Origin of the sequence: Rheinheimera sp. (assembly GCF_036568245.1) — a bacterium.
Lineage (GTDB): Bacteria > Pseudomonadota > Gammaproteobacteria > Enterobacterales > Alteromonadaceae > Alishewanella.
This window is the reverse complement of record NZ_DATCSY010000418.1, coordinates 1-4,757: the sequence shown is the minus strand read 5'-3', so window position 1 is coordinate 4,757 and position 4,757 is coordinate 1. Positions and strand designations below refer to the sequence as shown.

The 4,757-nt window shown below is 51.7% G+C and carries 3 protein-coding genes; all 3 read right to left on the bottom strand.

Annotated elements, in window-relative coordinates; all coding sequences use genetic code 11:
- Window positions 1–991: type II secretion system F family protein (locus VIN66_RS18785; RefSeq protein WP_331925408.1), on the bottom strand; the 991-nt coding region annotated here is incomplete at its 3' end.
- The gene (gene gspE / locus VIN66_RS18780) at window positions 991–2,499 is read right to left on the bottom strand and encodes a type II secretion system ATPase GspE (RefSeq protein WP_331925407.1); all 1,509 of its coding nucleotides are present in this window, start codon (window positions 2,497–2,499) and stop codon (window positions 991–993) included. The genes VIN66_RS18785 and gspE, both read right to left, overlap by 1 nt.
- Window positions 2,499–4,625: a type II secretion system secretin GspD gene (gene gspD / locus VIN66_RS18775; protein ID WP_331925406.1), complete on the bottom strand. Its 2,127-nt coding sequence runs from the start codon at window positions 4,623–4,625 to the stop codon at window positions 2,499–2,501. The genes gspE and gspD overlap by 1 nt, the downstream gene beginning before the upstream one ends.
- Between the last annotated feature and the right edge of the window lie 132 nt (window positions 4,626–4,757).

Here is a 4,757-nt window from a genome sequence, read left to right as displayed (position 1 = left end):
ACAGTTTAGTTTGCTCCAGCGCATTGCGTAGCGACGTGCCCTCGCGCACCCTGGCGGTGGCATCGGTTACCGCCTGCTTCATGTAGCTGTTGCTTAACACGTCAGCACTGATGCGCATCGCTTCCAAAAGCGGCACCGCCGACGCATTTAAAATACTTAAGGTACGGGCAAAACGGGCAGTATTGAGCCCCTTAGTTACTTTACCAAGCAGCCTGTTACGCAGTACCAGCGCATCCCAGCGAAAACGAAATGCCGGTTTGAGCAGTGCCCTTTTAAACAGCACCAGCGCCAGCATGATGCCCAGCAAAACGAATATGCCGTAAGCACGCAAAAAATCACTGGCGGCGATTAAAAATAACGTTGTGCCGGGCAAACTCTGGCCCATATGCTCAAACTGGCCGACAATTTTTGGCACCACAGCTGCCAGCAAAATAGAAATAACCAGGATGGCAAAACAGGTAAGAATGATTGGGTACAGCAGCGCCTGCAGGATTTGGCTGCGCATATGCTGACGCTGTTCGGTGTAATCAGCCAGCCGGTTTAATACCTGATCCAAATGGCCGGATTTTTCCCCCGCCGCCACCATAGACCGGAATAAATGATCAAACACATGCGGAAACTCAGCCAGCCCTTCAGCCAGACTGTAGCCCTCGACCACTTTAGAGCGCACTGTCATCATCATATTTTTCAGCCGTGGCTTGTCGCATTGCTCTGCTACTGCCAACAGCGCGCTTTCGATTGGTAATGCCGCTTCAACCAGCGTGGCAATCTGCCGGGTGATTAGTGCCAGCTCTGACGCCGAAATACTGCGTTTGAACCATTGCTTGCCGGACGCCAGCAGTTTTTCCTGCTGCGACGCCAACACTACGTTCACCGGCGTCAGTTTTTGCTCACGCAGTAACGAGCGGGCATGGCGGGCATTGTCAGCTTCCAGCACGCCTTTGCTGGTTTTGCCACGCGCATCCAGCGCCTGATATTCAAACGCCGCCATTACACGTCCTCACGGGTGACGCGCAACACTTCTTCCAGTGTGGTTTCGCCGTTTAATACCTTGCTAAAGCCGTCAGCACGGATACTGGGGCTGTGCTGACGGACATATTTTTCAATCGCCTGCTCGCCCTTACCATTGTGAATAAGCTCGCGGATATGCTCATCGACCAGCAGCAGCTCATGAATACCAGTACGGCCGCGATAACCGCTAAAGTTACAGTGCTCGCAACCGGTTGCGCGGTAAATAAGCACGCCATCTTTTTTAGCAACGCCAAGCAGATTACGCTCTTCTTTATCGGGTTCATGTGCAGCTTTGCAGTGCGGACACAGTGTGCGTACCAGCCGTTGTGCCAGCACACCTAGTAAACTGGATGACAGCAAAAACGCCTCAACACCCATGTCTTCCAATCGCGTAATAGCACCAGCCGCAGTATTGGTGTGCAGTGTCGATAACACCAAGTGGCCGGTTAAACTGGCCTGCACCGCTATTTGGGCGGTTTCAAGGTCACGTATCTCACCCACCATCACCACATCCGGGTCCTGGCGCAATATCGCTCTTAAACCGCGGGCAAAGGTCATATTCACCTTGGTATTTACCTGGGTCTGGCCTATACCTTCCAGCTCATACTCGATAGGATCTTCAACGGTGAGAATATTGCGATCTTTGGTATTAATTTCGGTTAAGCCGGCATACAGGGTGGTACTTTTACCCGAACCTGTCGGCCCCGTTACCAGAATAATGCCGTGCGGCTTTAAAATCAGTTGTGAAAATGCCTGCTGTACTGACAGCGTCATGCCAAGGTCGGCCAGGTTCAGATGTGAGTTATTTTTATCCAGCAAACGCAGCACTACACGCTCGCCATGGCTTGATGGCATGGTCGACACCCGCACATCAACAGCGCGACCGGCAATACGCAGGCTGATGCGGCCATCCTGCGGCACGCGTTTCTCGGCAATATCCAGCTTCGCCATAACCTTGATCCGCGACACCAGTAAGCTCGACAACCGCCGGTTTGGCCGCAGTACCTCACGTAAAATACCATCAACCCGAAACCGCACTATCAGTGCTTTTTCAAAGGTTTCAACATGGATATCCGAGGCACCAAGCTTAATTGCCTCACCCAGCATGGCATTAATCAGCTTGATGATAGGGGCGTCGTCTTCGTTTTCCAGTAAGTCTTCGCTTTCCTGAATATCATCCGCTAACGAGGCTAAATTCACCTCATTGCCAATATCTTCCATCAACTGCTGCGCTTCGGAAGAGTCGCGCTGATAACTGGCTTCCAGCAAGGCTTCAAATTCAACGGCAGATAAGCGCTTTATCTGAAATGGCTCGGCCAGCATACGGCGCACTTCCAACACTGCGGCCGGTGCTGTCGCGGTGTGAATATACAACTGCCAGCCGTGATCCTGCTGCTGCAGCAATACGCCGTGGCGTTTGGCAAAACCAAACGGCAGCCGGATGCGGTTGCTGGCAGGTACAACCTGCTCTGCGTCCAGCGCGTCCATTAGTCTTGCTTCCGTGGTTCTGCCGCGCCTGCCGCTGGCAGTTGTTGCTTATTCATATACTCATCAAAAGTTGGTGGCAGTGCCAGGCTATCATCCCACTCTGGCAATACCACCTGGTCGGTCATCGGCATCAGCCTGATGCCTTCTTCCTGACGTTTTAACTGCTCAGCGCGGATATAGTTATATTTGGTTTTCGAAATGCCGGAAATGGCCGAGCCTTCGCGCACTATACTGGCTTTGATAAACACCATCAGATTACGCTTTTGCTTGGTGACACTGGTCGATTTAAACAGATGCCCCAGTATTGGAATATCGCCCAGCAGCGGCACTTTAGACTCACTTTCCTGCACATCTTCGTCAATTAAACCGCCAAGTACCACAGTGGCACCATCGTCCGCCATCACAGTGGTTTTGATCTCGCGTTTATTAATAGTGATATCCACTGCAGTCGCACCGCCGATACTGGATACTTCCTGCTCGATGGTTAATTGCACCGCATCACCTTCGTTAATTTGCGGTGTCACTTTAAGCTTAATACCCACCTCCTGCCGGTCTATCTGCTGGAATGGGTTAGTATTATTCGCGCTGGCAGTCGAACCGGTAATCACCGGTACTTCCTGCCCCACCAGGAAGAAGGCTTCCTGATTATCCATCGTAGTAATATGCGGCGTTGCCAGAACGTTGGAGTTGGTACTGGTGCGCACTGCCTGCAGAACTGCAGCCCAATCGCCTTTATAAAACCCTACCATTGCTCCATTTAAACCACTTAATACATCAGCCAGCACAGAGTAATCCCGGTTAGAGTCTGGTGAGGTTTGGGTAACAGGTACACCATCAACAATGGTGGTGGTAGTGCTGCCGGGCGTTACCTGTGATGCCACTGCTGCACCGGCCGCAACGCCGATAATTGGAATGGTATTGCCATTATTAAAGTTAGTACCGCCACCATTGGCATTTAACCACTGCACACCAAAATCGGTACCGTCGCCTTCAAACACTTCAACAATAATTGCCTCTACCAGTACCTGGGCGCGGCGGATATCCAGTTGGCGCAGCACTTCTTCTAATGAGCGCATCATATCCGGCTGGGCGGTGATCACCAGCGAGTTACTGTCAGCGTGGGCTTCAATACTGATAGCGCGGCCCTGATTTGCCGACGCACTGCGCCCGCCCTGAGCACCGGCTGCACCGGTTGCACCCTGCACTTCAGCAACGATGGAATCACTTACGCCCTTCAGTACCGGCACCAGCTCTTCGGCTTTGGCATATTTTAAATAGAATACCCGGGTGTTACCGCTGGTTTGCAGTTCGCTGTCCAAGCGTTTGGCCAGCTCGATTACCCGCTGGCGCGCCTGTAATTCGCCACTGACAATCACACTGTTGGTACGCTCGTCTGCAACGATACGCGGCACCAGAAAATCAGGCTGTTCAGCCCGGCCCTGGCTTTTATAAATACTTTCCAGAATACGGACAATTTCCGGCGCCGACGCATACTGCAGCTTAACAATTTCCAGTTCCTGATCGCCGGCTTTATCTACGCGCTGAATAATATCTACCAGACGGTTTACCACGGCAGCCGGGCCGGTCATCATAATGACGTTAGAGGGGTCGTAGTTGACGACATGGCCACCGCCGGCCTGGTTACTGAACTGTCGCAGCAGCGGTGCCAGTTCGCGTACTGACACATTACGCACCTGCACCACCCGGGTTACCATTTCATCACCCTGGCCAGGGGAATCATCTGTCACTACCGGTATATTACTGGTTTTGGCGTCTTTGTTGCGCACCACTTTCAGCACACCGTTGTCCATTTCCACCACGGCAAAGCTATATACTTCCAGCACGTTAAGGAAAAACTGGTAATACTGCTGTTCGTTCAGCATTTCGTAGCTGCGCACATTAATACGGCCGCGTACCTGAGGGTCGACAATAATGGTTTTTTTCAGGTTCATGCCAACAATATTAATAAACTCATTAATATCGGTGCCTTTGAAGTTTGGCGAATACATCACCTCTTCCTGCGCGACAACCGAGGCCGCCGGGACTATCACAGCACTGAGCGCCGCAGCAACCAGCATACTGGCCAGTGAGCGGCGGGAGAAAAGAGAAAATTGCCCTGATTTCATGAATTTATAACCAATTAGTTTTAATAATTATTGTGACAGACTTACCAGAATATCTCTGATCTCACCATCGCGTTCCACTTTGATTGCCGCTTCTTTTGCTTCGCGTAACTCATTTATTACACTCATCGCCTG

What these genes read in the sequence shown, in the direction of transcription:
- gspE (WP_331925407.1), bottom strand. Translation starts at nt 2,499, where the DNA reads ATGGACGCGCTGGACGCAGAGCAGGTTGTACCTGCCAGCAACCGCATC.
- gspD (WP_331925406.1), bottom strand. Translation starts at nt 4,625, where the DNA reads ATGAAATCAGGGCAATTTTCTCTTTTCTCCCGCCGCTCACTGGCCAGT.